Source organism: Flavobacterium kingsejongi (assembly GCF_003076475.1).
Classification (GTDB): domain Bacteria; phylum Bacteroidota; class Bacteroidia; order Flavobacteriales; family Flavobacteriaceae; genus Flavobacterium; species Flavobacterium kingsejongi.
Window position 1 is genome coordinate 2,399,638 of record NZ_CP020919.1, and the last position, 18,226, is coordinate 2,417,863.

Annotated in this window: 16 protein-coding genes; 5 read left to right on the forward strand and 11 right to left on the reverse strand. The window is 40.4% G+C overall.

The features are described 5' to 3' along the window. Positions 1-18: 18 nt before the first annotated feature. Positions 19-957 (forward strand): NAD(P)H-dependent flavin oxidoreductase, encoded by a 939-nt coding sequence (locus FK004_RS10545; RefSeq protein ID WP_108737220.1) that lies wholly within the window; start codon positions 19-21, stop codon positions 955-957. Positions 958-1,033: 76 nt separating this feature from the next. On the opposite strand, the gene FK004_RS10550 is transcribed toward FK004_RS10545, so the two are convergent. The 4 genes from FK004_RS10550 to FK004_RS10565 form a co-directional block, all read right to left on the reverse strand. Beyond that, complete coding sequence (locus FK004_RS10550) at positions 1,034-1,663, reverse strand: carbonic anhydrase (RefSeq protein ID WP_108737221.1); 630 nt, start codon at positions 1,661-1,663, stop codon at positions 1,034-1,036. A 62-nt stretch (positions 1,664-1,725) separates the two neighbouring features. Then, complete coding sequence (locus FK004_RS10555; protein ID WP_108737222.1) at positions 1,726-3,333, reverse strand: Na+/H+ antiporter; 1,608 nt, start codon at positions 3,331-3,333, stop codon at positions 1,726-1,728. A gap of 135 nt (positions 3,334-3,468) precedes the next feature. Continuing rightward, positions 3,469-4,887: an alkaline phosphatase gene (locus FK004_RS10560; RefSeq protein WP_108737223.1), complete on the reverse strand. Its 1,419-nt coding sequence runs from the start codon at positions 4,885-4,887 to the stop codon at positions 3,469-3,471. A gap of 210 nt (positions 4,888-5,097) precedes the next feature. Continuing rightward, the gene (locus tag FK004_RS10565) at positions 5,098-5,445 is read right to left on the reverse strand and encodes a MerC domain-containing protein (protein ID WP_108737224.1); all 348 of its coding nucleotides are present in this window, start codon (positions 5,443-5,445) and stop codon (positions 5,098-5,100) included. A gap of 63 nt (positions 5,446-5,508) precedes the next feature. Between FK004_RS10565 and FK004_RS10570 the strand changes: the two genes are divergently transcribed. Continuing rightward, on the forward strand, positions 5,509-5,907 hold the full coding sequence (locus FK004_RS10570; protein WP_108737225.1) for a Fur family transcriptional regulator: 399 nt from the start codon (positions 5,509-5,511) through the stop codon (positions 5,905-5,907). On the opposite strand, the gene lysA is transcribed toward FK004_RS10570, so the two are convergent. After that, a complete protein-coding gene (gene lysA / locus FK004_RS10575; protein WP_108737226.1) occupies positions 5,904-7,124 on the reverse strand; it encodes a diaminopimelate decarboxylase in 1,221 nt (406 codons plus the stop codon). The two genes, FK004_RS10570 and lysA, sit on opposite strands and share 4 nt — an antisense overlap. 344 nt (positions 7,125-7,468) lie before the next feature. Between lysA and sucC the strand changes: the two genes are divergently transcribed. Next, on the forward strand, positions 7,469-8,665 hold the full coding sequence (sucC, locus tag FK004_RS10580; RefSeq protein WP_108737227.1) for an ADP-forming succinate--CoA ligase subunit beta: 1,197 nt from the start codon (positions 7,469-7,471) through the stop codon (positions 8,663-8,665). Between the two features lie 171 nt (positions 8,666-8,836). On the opposite strand, the gene FK004_RS10585 is transcribed toward sucC, so the two are convergent. Next, positions 8,837-9,460, reverse strand: coding sequence for a porin family protein (locus tag FK004_RS10585; RefSeq protein WP_108738819.1), 624 nt, complete (start codon positions 9,458-9,460; stop codon positions 8,837-8,839). A gap of 45 nt (positions 9,461-9,505) precedes the next feature. Continuing rightward, a complete protein-coding gene (locus FK004_RS10590; RefSeq protein WP_108737228.1) occupies positions 9,506-9,940 on the reverse strand; it encodes a DUF1456 family protein in 435 nt (144 codons plus the stop codon). Between the two features lie 158 nt (positions 9,941-10,098). On the opposite strand from FK004_RS10590, the gene FK004_RS10595 reads away from it, so the two are divergent. Further along, positions 10,099-10,806 (forward strand): class I SAM-dependent methyltransferase, encoded by a 708-nt coding sequence (locus tag FK004_RS10595; RefSeq protein ID WP_108737229.1) that lies wholly within the window; start codon positions 10,099-10,101, stop codon positions 10,804-10,806. Positions 10,807-10,808: 2 nt separating this feature from the next. Here the strand turns inward: FK004_RS10595 and FK004_RS10600 are convergent, their stop codons facing one another. Together FK004_RS10600 and uvrB are read right to left on the reverse strand one after the other, a co-directional pair. After that, on the reverse strand, positions 10,809-11,564 hold the full coding sequence (locus tag FK004_RS10600; RefSeq protein WP_108737230.1) for an alpha/beta hydrolase: 756 nt from the start codon (positions 11,562-11,564) through the stop codon (positions 10,809-10,811). A gap of 103 nt (positions 11,565-11,667) precedes the next feature. Beyond that, the gene (gene uvrB, locus FK004_RS10605; protein ID WP_108737231.1) at positions 11,668-13,659 is read right to left on the reverse strand and encodes an excinuclease ABC subunit UvrB; all 1,992 of its coding nucleotides are present in this window, start codon (positions 13,657-13,659) and stop codon (positions 11,668-11,670) included. Positions 13,660-13,768: 109 nt separating this feature from the next. Here uvrB and FK004_RS10610 point away from each other — a divergent pair, with 109 nt between their 5' ends. Further along, complete coding sequence (locus tag FK004_RS10610) at positions 13,769-14,833, forward strand: endonuclease/exonuclease/phosphatase family protein (RefSeq protein ID WP_108737232.1); 1,065 nt, start codon at positions 13,769-13,771, stop codon at positions 14,831-14,833. Here FK004_RS10610 and rlmF read toward each other — a convergent pair. Together rlmF and FK004_RS10620 are read right to left on the reverse strand one after the other, a co-directional pair. Then, on the reverse strand, positions 14,830-15,774 hold the full coding sequence (gene rlmF / locus FK004_RS10615) for a 23S rRNA (adenine(1618)-N(6))-methyltransferase RlmF (RefSeq protein WP_108737233.1): 945 nt from the start codon (positions 15,772-15,774) through the stop codon (positions 14,830-14,832). The two genes, FK004_RS10610 and rlmF, sit on opposite strands and share 4 nt — an antisense overlap. Before the next feature lie 102 nt (positions 15,775-15,876). Further along, positions 15,877-18,099, reverse strand: a complete 2,223-nt coding sequence (locus tag FK004_RS10620) for an NADP-dependent isocitrate dehydrogenase (RefSeq protein WP_108737234.1) — start codon at positions 18,097-18,099, stop codon at positions 15,877-15,879. Positions 18,100-18,226 lie beyond the last annotated feature (127 nt).

The following is an 18,226-nucleotide window of genomic DNA, read 5'->3' on the forward strand; positions in this document are numbered from 1 at the left end:
GTCAAGAGATAGCATACCATGAATAGCATAAAAGAACTTTTTAAAATAGAATTCCCAATCATACAGGGAGGAATGATCTGGACCAGCGGATACAAACTGGCCAGTGCAGTGAGTAATGCAGGTGGATTAGGTTTAATAGGTGCGGGATCGATGTATCCAGGTGTTTTACGCACCCATATCCAAAAATGCAAAGCAGCTACCGATAAGCCGTTTGGCGTAAACGTTCCGATGCTGTACCCTAATATTGAGGAAATCATGGATATTATTGTAGAAGAAGAGGTAAAGATTGTATTTACTTCTGCCGGAAATCCTAAAACGTGGACAGCATTTTTAAAAGAGAAAGGGATTACGGTAGTCCATGTGGTCAGCAGTACCAAATTTGCCCTAAAAGCACAGGATGCTGGGGTAGATGCAGTTGTTGCTGAAGGTTTTGAAGCCGGAGGCCATAATGGAAGGGAAGAGAGTACTACACTTACACTGATTCCTATGGTACGGGAACAAATACAGATTCCACTGATTGCGGCCGGAGGTATTGCTACCGGAAGGGGCATGATGGCAGCGATGGTCCTCGGGGCGGATGGCGTACAGGTAGGGAGCCGTTTTGCAGCTTCTTCCGAAGCTTCGCTGCATCCTGATTTCAAACAGATGATTGTGGAAGCCAAAGAAGGCGATACACAACTCACGTTGAAAGAACTCGCTCCGGTACGTATGTTAAAGAATAAGTTCTATAATGATTTGGCCGACTTGTATACTAAAAATCCAACACCTGATGATCTCAAATTACTATTGGGAAGAGCGAGAGCTAAAAGGGGAATGTTTGAAGGGGACCTCATCGAAGGCGAACTGGAAATAGGCCAGATATCGGGACTGATCCACGAAATTAAATCTGCCCGGCAAATTATTGACGATATGATGAATGAATTTGCCTTGGCAAAACAGGAAGTGGCTTCCTTCTAATTTTTAAACTAAACAAAAAATCTTCTACACACGTATAAAAGCGTTGCAGAGGATTTTTTTTGGTATGCTGGTAGAGTTAATTACCCAGGTCGTAAATGTCAATAATATCTTTAACGACGTGGTCGTAGTCGATTTTCAAATCGATCAGCTTGCCGGAATGGATGTCAAATACCCATCCGTGTACCTGAAGCCCTCTTTCTTTATTGGCTTTTTGCACATCCGAAGTTTTAATCAGGTTGATGCATTGTTCCCGTACATTGAGTTCCGTCAGGCGGTTGTATTTTTCTGTTTCGTCCTCGATGCTATTCAGTTCCTTTTTATGGATCCGGTACACATCCCTGATGTTTCGAAGCCATGGATTTAAAATACCCAGGTCTTCTGCCAGCATGGCCGCTTTAACACCGCCACAGAAATAATGGCCACAGACCACCACATGGTTTACGTGCAGGTAATTGATTGCATAGTTCAGTACAGACATCATATTAAGGTCAATACTAATGACCATATTGGCAATATTACGGTGTACAAATACTTCACCAGGTTCCACGCCCATAAGTTCTTCTGCTGTTACACGGCTATCAGAGCATCCGATATAGAGAATATCAGGATCCTGGCCTTTGGATAAATCAGAGAAATATTCGGGACTGATACTGAGTTTTTCAGCAATCCACTTCTTATTATTTTCAAATACTCTATTAATTTCCATAGTTGTCAGGTATAAATTTCCAGATAAAGATAGCAGAATATCAGCTATTCTTTTCCATAATATTAATTTTTAGGACTAAATTTTGATTCGTCAAGGTCCAGGCGGCTCTCTTGTTTCTGGATTACTTCATGCTCAAAAATCCGGTGTTTTTTGATTTCGATCAGCTCTTTCCGTTGCGCCTGTAGGATTTCAAGCTCTATTTCGCGGAAGCGGAGGATTTGATGGTGTTGGTTTTCAGTTGTTTCTAATGATTCGAGCCGTTCGGAAGAAAGTTTGATTCCGTTTTCAATTCTTTTTTTGAGATTTTCTACCAATTCATTTTCAGCAACATCTTTTGCAAGGTAGCGGTTGATATAGGTCAGGGAAGCGCGCATCAATCGTAATCGTACCGCCGTATCTTGTTCTTCAATCGGTATGAGGTCATCGGTTTCTTTGATTTTGATCAGCCTGATGACCAATGGTAAGGTAAGTCCCTGTACGACCAGTGTCACGAGAATAACAACAAAAGTAATCAGGAGGATAATGTTACGTTGTGGAAAAGATTCCCCATTGGTTAGCGTCAGGGGAATGGCCAGTGCCGAAGCTAAGGAGACCACACCACGCATACCCGCCCAGCTGATGACAAACGGGCCCTGCCATCCCGGGCTCGGTTCTGTTTCCCTGATTTTGCGACTCAGTAGCCGCGGGATAAATGCAATAGGATAGACCCAGATAAACCGGATGGCAATGGTAATTGCACTGATGATAAGGCCGTATTTGATGCCTTCTTCCAACGTATAACCCTGCAATCCTTCCACAATCACTGGTAATTCCAGTCCGATGAGAATAAAAATAATCCCATTGAGGATAAAAATGATTGTCGCCCACACATTATAGGTTTGAAGCCTTGAGGTGTGGTTTAAAATTTCATGGGAACGATAGGAAAGGAATAATCCGCCGGATACCACAGCCATGACTCCGGAAAATTCAAAATGCTCCGCAGCGATATACATAATATAGGGTGCCATTAGGGTAAGTGCGGTATCAATATTGGCCGTAGTAGGTAAAAAACGATGAATCACATAAAAAACATGCGCTATTGCCAATCCTACGACAATACCCATAAAGCCCACAATAAAAAAATCGGCTATGGCCTCCTGGAATACAAATTGTCCGGTTACTACAGCAGCAAGGGCAAAACGAAATACAATTAAACTCGACGCATCATTGATCAGGCTTTCTCCTTCCAATATGGTAATAATACGCTTCGGTAACTTGACTCCTTTCAGTACTGAAGTAGCTGCTACAGCATCTGGTGGCGAAATAATTCCGCCCAACAGAAAACCTAAAGCCAACGTGAATCCCGGAATTAAAGCATTCGATACAAAAGCAACGATACCGGAGGTGAAAAATACCAACCCAAATGCGAGCATGGAGATCGGGCGTTTCCATTTCCAGAATTGATGCCAGGAAGTGTACCAGGCAGCTTCATATAATATCGGGGGCAGAAATATGGTAAAGATCAGTTCGGGTTCAAGTTGAAGTACCGGAATTCCCGGAATAAGGCTGATGATTAATCCGCCCAGTACCAGGAAAATAGGATAGGAGATTTTTAATTTTTCCCCCAGCATAACCAACATGGAAACAGCAAACAGTAGCGATATGATCAATAGTAGCTTTTCCTGGAACATAGTAAGCAAGGAGTTAAGGGTGAAATTATATCCAAATATATTATTTTTTGGAATTTGTTAAAATAAAAAAATGCGATAATGTTAGGTATCGCATTTTAGATAGTACAGAAAGAGTCGTAAAACTCCGTTCGGTAGTTAGAATTTATTTTCCACTTCTGCTGCTTCCAGCATGAGGTAATGAAGGTCTGTATTTTTTACAAAAGGTTTCAGCAAATCGCTTCCGGGACCGTACATTGCCAGCTCTACATAATCGGCAGAGTGATCCATACTGATCCAGCCTACAGAATTGTACTTCTGTTGGATTTCAGCCAGAGCTTTGAAAGGGAGTTTCTTATAATTGTAAAGGCCGTCCTCCTGTTTGTGCAGTCCGTTGTAATAGGATAATAGTATTTTAGCTTCTTCTTCTGTTACTGCAGTGCCATTCGTAGCCTCAAATTTCTCGCGGATCTGAGCAACTGTAGTACTATTATTAAAGCTGTTTAAGATAACTTCATTAGTGTGGGAGTATTTCTGGATGCTATCAAAGTTAGTATTGGCATCTTTACCATATATTACACCAGGATTTGCATTACCGTGATCGGTTGTAATGATCAGCAGAGTATTTCCGTCTTTTTCGGCAAAATCCATAGCCACTTTAATCGCTTCATCGAGTGCAATCTGGTCGTAGATTAAGCCACCGATATCGTTTCCGTGTGCTGCCCAGTCTACTTTTCCGGATTCAATTTGAAGCACAAAACCCTTTTTATGGTCTTTCATCCTGTCGATTGCTTTTTGAGCCATCTCTGCCAGGGTAGGGATTTTGGATTTTAATTCCGGCGTATTGATACGGTCAATATTATAGGGAACGGCATCTTCATCAAATACACCCAGGATAGGTTTGTCGTTTCGGAGTGAAAGCATTTCCTGACGTGTTTTTGCAATTTGGTAGCCTTTAGCATAAAAACCAGCATACACGTCTTTTTTATCTTTTCGAACTGCTGGATCAAAATTATTATTACCACCGCCCATCATCACATCAAAACCAAGGTCAAGGTACATCTCTGCGATATCATCCTGTGCACTTCTTTTTTTACTATTGATGCAAAAACCAGCTGGTGTAGCGTGGGTAATGGCTACTGTAGTAACGCATCCTGCCATCTTTCCGGCTTTTTTGAACTTCTGCCAGATTGGAAGATATTCTTCACCATTAGGGCCAACGTTTAAAGATCCGTTGTTTACCCTGACACCGCCGCCCCAGGAGGAACTGGCAGCAGACGAATCGGTCACGATAGAACTGGCAGATGCAGTATCCATTAACGCTCTCTTTATTTTATTGTCTTTATATAACTGTAACCAGTTGGAACCTTTACCGGTTTTGCGGTTTAGGAAAAGATCAGCCATATTCAGGGTTCCGGTACTCATACCATCACTTACCATGAAGATAATATTTTTGGCTTTCTTGCTGCTTTCAAAAAGGTCTGAACCTACATCATTTGCTGCTAACTGGAAAGGATTGATTAAAGTGGTTCCTAAGGTAAACAGGGAGCCGTTTCTGAAAAATTTTCTTCTATCCATTGTATGTATTGTAATTTTTAAACATGCAAAGATAAATAACTATTGACGGTCAAGTGTTACGTTTTTATTATTTTATGTCCTTTGTTACAAAAAAGATGGAATCGTTTTATGTTATAATGCTCCTAAGCTCCCTGTCGGCTATAGAATCGGTATAAAATAAAATTTATGGTTGATTAGCACTTTAATTAATAAGGCTGTTCAAAATTAAAATTAATGTTTGTGGGCACGGAAATTGATAAAGTGACCTATTATTAGTCCGGTAGCACCCACATACATCAGGTTGCTATGATGGTGGATTAGGAGGTCGGCGATGACGCTCGCGAGGATTAGGGTTATCGAGCTCCATAAGATTACTTTAACCGCCATAACGTGGCTTTTTTTTGTTATTTTTGCAACAGCAAAAACACCTATGGCCGCGAAGGCTAAATCAATCCACGGATTGTGGCTCACCCCTAAAGGAATGAGGGTTAATAGTGGAAATGCAAGGCAATGAATGAGGCAGAGGGTGGCACTGGATATTCCCAAAATATCAAAAGAAGCCGTGGAAGTTTTTTTCATACGTAATCGTGCTAAATTTATTAAACGCAACATTGTTGCAAATATATATTATTTTTACTTCACATGGAAAAGAAAATTAAAAGGGAGCGAAGTTCTGTGACCAAAACACAGATTATTGAAATATTAACCACCCGTAAAGAAGCACTGGCTCATAAAGATTTTCAGAAAATTTTTGGAGATTCCTGTGATCGTGTGACCATTTATAGGGCTTTAGATCGATTGGTCGATGAAGGAAAGATTCATAAAGTAACCGGAATGGAAGGGATTGTGCAATATGCATTATGCCAGAAATGTGATAGTGCTTTAAGCCATAACCATAATCATGTACATTTTAATTGCCTCAAATGTGGAAAAGTGCTGTGTATAGAAAACGCAAAGCCACAGTTTGAATTACCTGTGGCTTTTAAAGTTGAAGAAGTGCAATGTATGGTTTCCGGTACCTGTCCGGATTGTGCCGTTTAAGCCGTTTGTGGCTCAAACTCAAATACCACTTGATTTTTGATGAGGTCTTCAAATGTTTCCCGTTCGCGGATGAGGTGTCCTTTTCCTTCAAACCATAATACTTCTGCAGGTTTGTATCGGGAATTGTAATTGGAAGCCATAGAAAAGCAGTAAGCGCCTGCATTTCTAAAACATAAAATATCACCTTCTTTTATTTCGTTGATGCGTCGGTTATTCGCGAAAGTATCGGTCTCGCAAATATAACCCACTACAGAATAAAAACGCTCTTTTCCTTTTGGGTTGGAGATATTCTCTATATGATGTTGTGAGCCGTACAGCATAGGGCGTATCAAATGATTGAAGCCACTGTCTACTCCTGCAAATACAGTAGAAGTAGTTTGTTTCACCACATTTACTTTGGCCAAAAAGTAACCAGCTTCACTTACCAGGAATTTTCCCGGTTCAAAAGCCAGCGTTAAATCACGGCCGTATTCTTTGCAAAAAGCATTGAAGCGTTTCGTTAGTTTTTTTCCAAATTCTTCTACATCCGTTTCAATATCACCTTTACTGTAAGGTACTTTGAAACCACTGCCAAAATCGATAAAATCAAGTGTCATAAAGTGTTTAGCAGCTTCAAAAAGAATTTCTGCCGCATACAGGAATACTTCCACATCCAGGATATCCGATCCGGTATGCATGTGGATCCCGTTAATGTGCATGTTGGTGTTTTCGATGATACGCAGCAAATGCGGCATCTGGTGGATGGATATTCCAAATTTGCTATCGATATGGCCTACGGAAATGTTGGTATTTCCACCTGCCATTACATGGGGATTAATTCGGATGCAAACGGGAATATTCGGATATTTGGTACCGAATTGTTCCAGTATCGAAAGGTTGTCAATATTGATTTGTACGCCTATTTGTGCCACTTCTTCGATTTCTTCCAGTGAAACTCCATTTGGCGTATAGATGATTTTTTCCGGTGAAAATCCGGCATGGATCCCCAATTGTACTTCCTGTATGGATACGGTATCCAGTCCGGCACCCATTTGTTTCAGGAGTTTTAAAATTGAAATATTGGAAAGCGCCTTTACAGCATAATTAATCCTGAGGCTGTCCACTTTGGAAAAAGCGGTAGTCAGGCGGTTATATTGGGACTGTATTTTTTCGGCATCATATACATAGAGCGGACTGCCAAATTCTTCCGCAAGCTGTAGTAAGTCTTTTGTCTGCATAATTTTTTTCTTTAGTACAAAAATAAGAGGAGAAAATTGAATAAACAATTTAACCAACTATATATAACAAATTGAAACATTTTGTTTTCATTCAAACATTATGCTCGGTAAATGTTTGATTACTAAAATGGATTATAAGTGTTCTCGATGTGTGGCTACGCTAAAGTTACGGGATAATTCAATAAAGCGGTTAGGCTAACATTATTTTTTTGTTGTAGTATAAGGAGTCGGTCGAAAAGGAAAGGACAGGAGTGCGGCATGGTTATTCTTTATTGAAAAAAGATTAGGCACTTTGAATCATGTTTGTTATTTTTGTGGCACTTTAAAAAGTCAAAAATTTCATTATGGATATACACGAATACCAAGGGAAAGAAATATTAGCCAGCTATGGTGTGAAAGTGCAACGTGGTTATGTTGCTAACAATCCACAGGAAGCGGTTGCTGCAGCAAAACAATTAACTGCTGAAACCGGAACAGGATGGCATGTTATAAAAGCGCAGGTTCACGCCGGTGGTCGTGGAAAAGGCGGAGGCGTTAAGCTTGCAAAAAATCTTCAGCAAGTAGAGGAATTGGCAGAACAAATTATTGGGATGCAATTGATTACACCTCAGACATCTGCGGAAGGTAAAAAAGTACACAAAGTTTTAGTAGCTGAGGATGTTTATTATCCAGGTGAAACAGAAACTTCTGAATTTTATATGTCAGTATTGTTAAATAGAGGTAAAGGCCGTAACATGATTATGTATTCTACTGAAGGTGGAATGGATATCGAGGAAGTTGCTGAGCATACACCACATTTAATCTTTACTGAAGAAATTGATCCTGCTGTAGGATTACAGGCTTTCCAGGCAAGAAGAATTGCTTTCAATTTAGGATTGTCAGGAACAGCTTTCAAAGAAATGGTTCAGTTTGTAGGGGCGTTATACAATGCTTACATTGGATCTGATGCTTCTATGTTTGAAATCAACCCGGTTTTAAAAACTTCAGATAACAAAATTATTGCTGTTGATGCAAAAGTGAATATTGATGACAATGCATTATACAGACAACCAAAATATGCAGAAATGCGTGATATCCGTGAGGAGAACCCAATCGAAGTAGAAGCGAAAGCTGCTGGTTTGAACTATGTGGATCTTGACGGAACTGTAGGATGTATGGTAAATGGTGCAGGTCTTGCAATGGCTACCATGGATTTAATTAAATATGCAGGTTTTGAACCAGCTAACTTCTTAGACGTTGGTGGAACTGCAGATGCTAAACGTGTGGAACTGGCTTTCAGAATTATCCTGAAAGATCCTAATGTAAAAGCAATCCTAATCAACATTTTTGGTGGTATCGTTCGTTGTGACCGTGTAGCACAAGGTGTTGTTGATGCATACAAAAACATGGGTGACGCTATTAAAGTGCCAATCATTGTTCGTTTGCAGGGAACAAATGCTGAAATTGCTAAAGAATTAATTGATAATTCTGGTATGCCGATTTTATCTGCAGTACAATTTCAGGAAGCAGCTGACCAGGTTCAGGCTGCCTTAAGCAAGTAATAAAAACGTATTAGTTATAGTGTTCAAATTATTTCTAATACCCATTTGTATAAAAAGATCCCAAGCGAAAGTTTGGGATTTTTTGTTTTACAGGCATTTGTAACTGTAAATAAAGAGTCATAAAAAAACCTGTTCTGAAAGAACAGGTTTTTTTATGAAGGGGATTTCGAATTAAAACTTATAGCCTATGCTGGCTTGTAGTACGCTATTTCGAAGTGTTGTGTTATTGTCGCTGATATTGGAAAGCCCAAAATTATAGCGCAATTGTGCAAAGATCGTAGGAGTAAAATCATAACCAGCACCAATATTAAAGCCAAAGTCAATGGATTTTAGTCCTTCTTTAATATCGTATTTGTCTGATTCATACTGAAATGAACCATCCGCTAACGCAAGAGTAGTCTCGTTTTTTTCTTTCGCACTCAATAGAAAACCGACCTGTGGACCCGCTTCTAAGCTTAACTTTGGTACCACATAGTATTTTGCTATGATTGGGATGTTCAGGTAGGACAACGTGTGGGTATAGTCAATACTCAGGTAAGAGATGCTATTGCCTTCAGTATAGCGCGACTTGGAGCCCTGACTGGAATACAACATTTCCGGTTGGACGGCAAATTTCTCGTTAATCTTGATTTCGGCAATTGCCCCAATATGGAAACCGGTCAATGCTTTATTGCCTTGTAAATCGCCGGTTATGGTAGCGACGTTTACTCCGGCTTTAGCACCGAATCGTAACTGCTGGCCATGGGAAATGCCAAATGTCAATAGAGCAACTGCAGGGATCAGGATTTTTTTCATACGCATACTGAATAAAATGAATATCAAATGGATGATGGGCTAAATTTAGCTCTTTTTCTTTCCGTTGTTGAATTTTACTTTCTCCACAACCTGCACTTTAGGAGCTGGTTTTTTTTCTCTCGATTTTGGATTTGAAGCTGCTTTTTTTGGCTGGGCCTTTACAGGTGGTTTAGCTCCCGGGTCCTTGGTATAGGAAGCGGTTGTTTTTACCGGTATTTCAGCTTTATGTTTTGCGATAACATCCATTGGGTTTTTTGGGTCCTCTTTTGTGCCACGCAGGTGAATGACAAGTCCATTTAAGAAATTACGCAATACCTGGTCACCACATTCCATGTAATTGGGATGGTCTTCATTTCTGAAAAATGCACCCAGTTCCGTTTTCGCAATACGAAAATCTACCAATTGCAGGATTTCAACTATCTGATCGTCACGAAGCATAAGCGCCACACGTAGTTTTTTGAATATATCGTTGTTTGTCATAATGAAAATTATTTCTTCAAAGATACTTATTTAACGCATTACTCCGGACTATTTCTGGAAAACACTGTGAAAAACACTTCCAATTAAAGTGCTAAAATTTAAATCAGGTGTTGCAATTTGCAGTATATTTGAATCATAATTTAAATTAAATTGCTACAATGACCCGTATTGAAGTTCTGAATGCGCTTATCAAAAAGAATAAGGTAAAAAACTACCTTGAAATTGGTGTAAATCGTGGAAAATGCCTTTTCAATATCAAAGGACCGGAACGAAGATTTGCCGTAGATCCTTTTTTTAATTTTAATTTATGGAAACGATTTCGGGCTATAGTCCTGAATCCGGATAACCTCAAAAATAATTATTTTGAGGTGACCAGCGATGCTTTCTTCGCAAAAGAAACAGCACTGTTGCAAAAGAATACATTGGATTTGGCTTTTATCGATGGTTTGCATACGTATGAGCAATCTTTAAAAGATACGTTGAATACATTACAATATTTGGATGCTAATGGTGTTATCGTGCTGCATGACTGTAATCCTTTGGATGCATTGGCTGCTTTTCCTGCAGTCGATATTGATAAAGCCCGTGAAGAATTAGGGAACCATAAAGACTGGAAAAACATCTGGAATGGCGATGTATGGAAAACAATTGTATACATCCGTAAAAACCATCCTGAACTAACAGCTTTTGTCCTGAATACGGATCATGGACTTGGTTTTGTGTATAAGAAAGAAAGAGGCACACTTCCAGCGGTATTTGAAAGCTTTTCAAATATTGATGAATTGGATTATGCTTTCTTTGAAAAAAACAGGGAAGCACTTATTGACTTGAAGCCGGTTTCCTATTTCAGTGAATTTCTAAAATAGGTTTATAAGAGCCAGTGTAGGGCTTCTGCAAATCCCTCCCGCCATAACTTTTCATAGTGCTGCCCATTTTTAACAATTTTGGTTTTAGTCAGCATAAGGCAATAACAGCGGCTGCGATCCAGTAGCCGCTCCATTTTTTTGATGTCTTCCACCATAGTGTCGCTTTCTGCATCGCCCGCAAGAAAATAAATCTTCGCCTTGATATCTTTAGCCTTTTCAGTTAAAGTATATGGCGTTTCTGAATAGGAAAAAGAGGGCGAAAAGACACCTGCTTTTCCAAATACATCCGGATACTGCAACACGGCATGATAGGCAAGTAATCCGCCTAAGGAACTGCCGATAATGAGGGTATTTCTTGGGTTTGTTTTTGTGGTGTAATGGGTGTCAATATACGGTTTTAAGGTTTGGGTGATAAAGCGGATATAATTGTCACCGTTGCCGTCACCATGCTTTACATTCGGGTACGGACTGAGATCATAAAATCTTTGGTCGTTATCGCCTACAATTCCAACCACAATCACTTTTGTTTTTAAGCTGTCCAGCGTTTCGTCAATTTTCCATTCCTGGGAAAAAGCCGTTGCCGTATCAAATAGATTCTGGCCGTCCGGCATGTAGATTACCGGATATTTCTGTTTGGACGTTCCGTAACCTGAGGGCAGGTAGAGTTGGATCGTTTTTGTAGTTTGTAATTCCGGGGCATAGAGGGTAAACGTATGCACATTTTTTGAGGCAGTAGATTCCTGGGCGGATAAGCCCATTGGTAAAAGAAAGTAAAAAAGCCAGAATATAGCGTATCGCATTGGGGTAGGGTAGATTTAGAAAATAGAAAAGGAGGCAACAGGGTAGTATGCCTCCTTTTTATTAGGTCAATTGATCTTGTAATGTTTTAATTTGATCCCTTAGTTTAGCGGCCTGCATGAAATCCAGATCTTTCGCTGCTTTTTCCATGGCCTTGCGGGTTTCCCTGATTTTCTTTTCGATTTCAGGTTTACTCAGGTATAAACTTTCCGGTTCAGCAGCTTTGTAAGCCTGATTTTCAAAATATTGTGTCGAAACAGAATTTTTAGCCAGTGCACTATCAATTTTTTTATTCAGTGCCATAGGTTGCAGGTTATGTTTGGTATTGTAATTCATCTGCTTTTCCCGGCGGTAATTGGTCTCATCAATCGTTTTTTGCATACTGGCAGTAACCTTATCGGCATACATGATGGCTTTACCATTGATGTTCCTGGCTGCCCGGCCCACTGTTTGGGTCAGGGAACGTGTGCTGCGTAAAAATCCTTCCTTATCGGCATCGAGGATTGCCACCAGAGATACTTCGGGTAAATCCAGTCCTTCCCGTAGCAGGTTGACCCCAATCAGTACATCATAAAGTCCTTTTCGTAAATCCTGCATGATTTCTACCCGTTCCAGTGTGTCTACATCCGAATGGATATACCGGCAACGGATGGATACTTTGGTGAGGTATTTAGCAAGCTCTTCCGCCATTCTTTTGGTAAGTGTGGTCACCAGGACGCGCTCATCGACTTCGCAACGCAATTGTATCTCCTCAATAAGATCGTCGATCTGGTTCAGGCTAGGGCGTACTTCGATAATAGGATCCAATAACCCAGTCGGGCGAATAACCTGTTCGACATAAATACCTTCTGATTTTTCCAGTTCATAATCGGCAGGTGTGGCAGATACATAGACGACCTGGTTTTGCATGCCTTCAAACTCCTCGAATTTAAGTGGGCGGTTGTCCATGGCGGCCGGCAATCGAAAGCCATATTCTACGAGGTTTTCTTTTCGGGATCGGTCACCACCATACATGGCATGCACCTGTGAAATGGTCACGTGGCTTTCATCGACTACGATCAGGTAATCTTTAGGAAAATAATCCAAAAGGCAGAAAGGGCGGGTTCCGGCAAGGCGTCCATCTAGATAGCGGGAATAATTTTCAATCCCCGAGCAATAGCCTAATTCCCGAATCATTTCGAGGTCAAAATTGGTACGTTCTTCGAGTCGTTTGGCTTCCAGGTGTTTTCCAATTTCTTTAAAATAATCGACTTGTTTCACGAGATCCTGCTGGATTTGCCAAATCGCACCATTCAGGACTTCCGGAGAAGTTACGAACATATTGGCTGGATATATATTCAGGTCTGTATATTTTTCCAGTACCTGGGAAGTTTTGGCGTCAAAAGCTTCAATTTCTTCAATTTCATCGCCAAAGAAATGCACCCGGAAAGGTTCATCTCCATAGCTGGGGAATATTTCTACGGTGTCACCCTTAATGCGGAAAGTACCTGGTGTAAACTCAGCTTCGGTGCGGGCATAAAGGCTCTGTACTAAACGGTGTAATAATTTAGTTCTTGAAATGACCTGGTCTTTATGAATGGTGATGACATTTTTTTGGAATTCTACCGGGTTACCAATACCGTAAAGGCAGGAAACGGAAGAAACCACAATGATGTCACGCCTTCCGGAAAGTAGGGAAGATGTGGTGCTCAGACGCATTTTTTCCAGCTCTTCATTGATCGAAAGGTCTTTCTCAATATATGTACCACTGACAGGAATAAAGGCTTCAGGCTGGTAATAATCATAGTAGGATACAAAATATTCCACCGCGTTATTGGGGAAAAATTGCTTGAACTCGGAATACAATTGCGCTGCCAAAGTTTTATTGTGGGCCAATATTAGGGTCGGTTTTTGTACTTCCTGGATGACATTGGCCATCGTAAAGGTTTTTCCGGATCCTGTAACGCCTAATAAGGTTTGGTAACGCTCACCATCGGTAATGCCTTTGGCTAATTTTTGTATTGCTTGTGGCTGGTCGCCGGTGGGTTTATATTCGGATACAACTTGAAATTTCATAGTTTTTTTCTTGTTTCACAAATATAAACAAATTGTTCCGATTGGTTTGTTAATCAAAATGTAACAGTTTCAGCCCAATTCTATATCTTTAGCCTTTTAATACCACCGTATGATTTTTAAAACAGTGCTCTATATTCTGAGCGGATTAGCTATTCTTTCTGTACTACTTCCTTTTATAAAAAAAGACCTTTGGATTTTCCGTGTTTTTGATTACCCGAGATTGCAAAAGTTTACAATTATTGGCGTATTGTCCTTTCTATGGGGTATGTTTTTTTGGGATACCCGACTGCTGATCGATTATGCGATCTGGATTACACTTGTTTTTTCTTTCTTCTATCTCGGTTACCTGATTCTGCCTTTTACACCTTTTGGCAAGAAAATGATTGACCGTAAAGCGGTGGACGCAGGGACTGAAACATTACGTTTATTGGTGGCTAATGTGTACCAGTACAATGCAAGTTATGCTAAATTGGTACAGTTAGTAGAAAGTAAAAATGCAGACATCGTATTTTTGGTTGAGACAGATCAGAAATGGCAGGAAGGTGTAAAATCAATCAAAAAAAATTACCCGTATTGTATCGAAATTCCACTGGACAATACTTATGGAATGTTGTTGTATAGTAAATTACCTTTTCTACATGCCGAAACCAATTACCTGATTGATGCCGAAATCCCTTCTGTGATAGTTGATGTGAGCTTTAATGGGACTGCGGTTCGTATTTACGGGCTGCATCCTACCCCTCCGGTGCCGCAGGAAAATAGCCATAGTACAGATCGTGATGCGGAAATACTGATGATTGGAAAAATGGCCCATGAATATGAGGGTCCTTGTCTTGTTATCGGGGATCTTAATGATGTCGCCTGGAGTTATACGACTAAATTATTTTTAAAAATAAGTGGTTTATTGGATCCGAGACGGGGCAGGGGAATGTACAGTACTTTTCATGCCAAATATCCTTTTTTACGCTGGCCACTGGATCATTTTTTCGTCAGCAGCCATTTCCGATTGACTGATCTGCAGGTAGAGCCGACTATTGATTCCGATCACTTTCCAATTAGCATAAGCCTCATTATTGCAGCGAAAGATGAAGAAAACCAACTTGAAGCCGATGCAGAAGACAAGCAATTGGTCGAAGAGAAAATTGAAGCCGGACTAAACGACGAACCAATTTAGAAAGTCCATTGCTGTTGCTGTAGTTCCGATAAAAAAGTCCATGCAATAAAACGGCTTGTTTTCTGGCCCTGCGCCATGTGAATTGTTTTTATCGTTACGGCATTTACTTTATTTAGTGTTTTATACAGGCTTGGTAAATGGGAGTTTTTGGAGACCAGTGTGGTAAACCATAGGCATTGCATTGGGTATTTGGCACTTTCATAAATCATCTGTGTGATAAAAGCCAGTTCACCACCTTCGTACCATAGTTCGGTATGTTGTCCTCCAAAATTTAAAACGGCTTTGGTAGCCTTTTCATTTTTCAGGTTGCTTATTTTGCGCAGTGTGCCTTTAGTAGCTTCCGCTTCCGAATTATGGAAAGGGGGATTACACATTGTAAATGCAAATTTATCTTCTGGCTGTATGATTTCCCTGAAAATGAATTTCGGGTTCAATTGTTGTTGCAGGCTGATGACATCATTCAGTCTTGGATTTTTTTCGATGATGCTGATGCAGTTCTCAATAGCGACAGGATCAATATCGCTTCCGACAAAACTCCATCCATAGGCGGTGTTGCCTACTATAGGGTAGATGCAATTTGCTCCGGTTCCAATATCCAATCCTACGACACCATTGCCTTCCGGGATTGCATTGTGGTTGGATAAAGCGAGCAGGTCAGCAATATAGTGGATATAATCGGCTCTTCCCGGGATGGGAGGGCAGAGGTAATTTTCAGGAATATCCCAATCCTGCAGGTTGTAATACGTTTGCAATAAAGCTTTGTTGAGCATCTTTACCGCATCAGGATTGCTAAAATCGATAGTTTCTGCGTCGTATTTATTTATAAAAACAAAAGGCTTTATTTCGGGGCACTGCTCTTCCAAAAGCGCAAAATCATACCGCAGGCGGTGGGGATTGCGCGAATGTAGATTGTTTTTTTCTATTGCAATTTTAGCTTTCATGAGAATAATTTCGGGACAAAGATAACCATTCTGTGTGGGAAATGAAGAAACAAAAAAAGACGGCTATAGTAGCCGTCTTTTACGATATGATTCAAATGTGAATTAGATCAGTTTTGCCAATGCAGCATTTAAAGTTGCGCTTGGGCGCATAGCATCATCAGTCAATTTGAAATCCGGTTTGTAATACCCACCGATTTCTTGTTTTTTGCCTTGAGCTCCAATTAATTCAGCATTGATTGTAGCTTCGTTATCCGTCAGGTCTTTTGCAATTTCTGTAAAAGTAGCTTTCAATTCAGCATCTTTATTCTGTGCTGCCAACGCCTGAGCCCAGTATTGCGCCAGGTAGAAATGGGATCCACGGTTGTCAATCTGGCCTACTTTTCGTGCAGGAGATTTATCGTTTTCCAGGAATTTTTCTGTTGCAGTATCCAGTGTTTCAGAAAGCACTAAAGCTTTAGAATTATTAAGTGTCTGGCCTAAGTGTTCCAAAGAAACACCTAAAGCTAAAAACTCTCCTAAAGAATCCCAGCGAAGGTAGCCTTCTTCCAGGAATTGCTCTACGTGTTTTGGGGCAGAACCACCAGCTCCGGTTTCAAACAATCCACCACCATTCATTAATGGAACGATAGAAAGCATTTTTGCAGAAGTTCCCAGTTCCAGGATTGGGAATAAATCAGTCAGGTAATCCCGTAATACGTTTCCGGTTACAGAGATGGTGTCTTTACCATCTTTAATACGCTCTAATGAGAAGTTGGTTGCAGCTACAGGATCCAGGATTCTAATGTCCAGTCCGTTGGTATCGTGATCTTTCAGGTAGAGGTTTACTTTTTCAATCAGTTGGCGGTCATGTGCTCTTTGATCATCCAGCCAGAATACAGCTGGAGTATCGGAAAGCCTTGCTCTGTTTACAGCCAGTTTTACCCAGTCCTGGATCGGCAGGTCTTTCACCTGACACATTCTGAAGATATCCCCTTTTTCTACTTTTTGCTCCATTAAAACGGCTCCTTTGGAATCCAGTACTTTTACGGTACCATTAGCTTCCATTTGGAATGTTTTGTCATGAGATCCGTATTCTTCCGCTTTTTGAGCCATTAGGCCTACGTTAGGCACACTTCCCATTGTTTTAGGGTCGAAAGCACCATTTTTTTTACAAAAATCGATGGTAGCAATATATACGCCTGCATACGAACGGTCCGGGATCAGGGCTTTTGTGTCCTGTCCTTTTCCAGCAGCATTCCACATTTGTCCGGAAGTACGGATCATGGCTGGCATAGAAGCATCAACGATAACATCAGATGGGACATGCAGGTTGGTAATGCCTTTATCAGAATTTACCATAGCCAGTGCAGGCCCATTTTGATATACTGCTTCAATAGCAGCTTCTACTTCCGCTTGTTGCGGGTGCCCTGCTATTTTAGCATAGACATCGCCAAGTCCATTACGGGTATCTACTCCTAATTCAGTAAATAATGTGGCGTATTTTTCAAAAACTGCAGCATAAAATACATCTACAATAGCGCCAAAAATGATTGGGTCAGAAACCTTCATCATGGTGGCTTTTAAGTGTACCGAAAATAATACACCTTTAGCTTTCGCATCTTCAATTTCTTTTGCAGCAAATTTTTTCAGGGCATTGATGCTTAATACAGCACTGTCAATAATTTCTCCTGCCAATAGAGGAGAAGTATCTTTCAATAGTTTAGTCGTACCATCGGTAGCTACAAATTCAATTTTGAATGAATCCGCATCTTTGATAGTAAGTGATTTTTCACTGCCGTAAAAATCACCTTCGCTCATGTGGGCTACGTGTGTTTTGGAATCAGCACTCCAGGCTCCCATACTGTGTGGGTGTTTGCGTGCATAGTTCTTTACGGCTTTTGGCGCTCTACGGTCAGAATTTCCTTCACGTAAAACCGGATTAACAGCAGAGCCTAATACTTTTGCATATTTTGCTTTGATGTTTTTCTCTTCATCTGTTTTGGCATCCTGCGGATATTCCGGCAGTTTGTAGCCTAATTTTTGTAATTCCTTGATTACTTCTTTCAACTGTGGTACAGAAGCAGAAATATTAGGTAATTTGATAATGTTTGCCTCTGGTGTAGTGGCTAATGTTCCTAATTCCAATAAATCGTCATTGATTTTTTGACTGTCATTGAGGTATTCCGGGAAATTGGCAATAATTCTTCCTGCCAGTGAAATATCCCTGGTTTCAACAGTGATACCGGCTGGAGCAGTAAAAGATTTGACAATTGGTAAAAAGGAATGGGTGGCAAGCATCGGCGCTTCGTCCGTAATTGTATAAAAAATCTTTGCTTTATTTGACATTGTAGAAAAATTTGTTTCTATTATATGAATTCTAAGGAGAGCAAAGATAAGGAAATCGGCAATATTTTACGAATAGTAGGGACTCGAAAACGATTGAATTATGAATATCATAATTTTAGTTTTAATT